Origin of the sequence: Microbacterium sp. BF1, from assembly GCF_019279095.1 — a bacterium.
Lineage (GTDB): Bacteria > Actinomycetota > Actinomycetes > Actinomycetales > Microbacteriaceae > Microbacterium > Microbacterium maritypicum.
Genome location: NZ_JAGYWT010000788.1, coordinates 1 through 710, shown reverse-complemented (window position 1 = coordinate 710; position 710 = coordinate 1). Strand labels below are relative to the sequence as shown.

The 710-nt window shown below is 71.0% G+C and carries 1 protein-coding gene; it reads left to right on the top strand.

Features of this window, described 5'->3' with window-relative positions; genetic code table 11:
* Positions 1 to 5: 5 nt before the first annotated feature.
* On the top strand, positions 6 to 710 hold a 705-nt coding region (locus KZA10_RS16800), incomplete at its 3' end, for a hydantoinase/oxoprolinase family protein (protein WP_306300836.1).

The following is a 710-nucleotide window of genomic DNA, read 5'->3' as shown; positions in this document are numbered from 1 at the left end:
CGCTGATGCAGACGCTCCGGCAGATGGCCGCAGGCTTCGTGGCGGCCCTGCGCGAGCGCGGCATCCCCGCCACGCCCTACTTTGGCCAGAACGACGGCACCCTCATGCAGCTCGAGTACGCGCTCGAGTTCCCGGTGCTGACGATCGGGTGCGGGCCCACGAACTCCATCCGTGGCGCCGCGCACCTCTCCGGGGCGACGGATGCCCTGGTGGTCGACATCGGCGGCACCACGACCGACATCGGCGTGCTCGTCGACGGGTTCCCGCGCCAGTCGGCCCACGCGGTCGAGATCGGCGGCATCCGCACCAACTTCCGCATGCCCGACGTGCTGTCGGTCGGACTCGGCGGTGGCACGATCATCCGCGAGACCGAGTCGGGCACGACGGTCGGCCCCGACAGCGTCGGCTATCGGCTTCCTCAGGAGGGCCTGGCCTTCGGAGGAAGCACCCTCACGGCCACCGACATCGCCCTCGCGGTCGGCGGGGCCGGGATCGATGGTCTCGAGGCTCCCGCGGTTCCTGAGACGGTCGGCGCCGTGGCCTGGAGTGCGATGCGCGAGATCCTCGAGGACTCGATCGACCGGATGAAGCCGAACGCCGCACCGGTCCCGGTCATCCTGGTCGGGGGTGGCGGCATCATCGCTCCGACCGAGCTCGACGGGGTCGCCGAACTGATCCGCCCCGACCACTTCGGCGCGGCGAACGCAGTG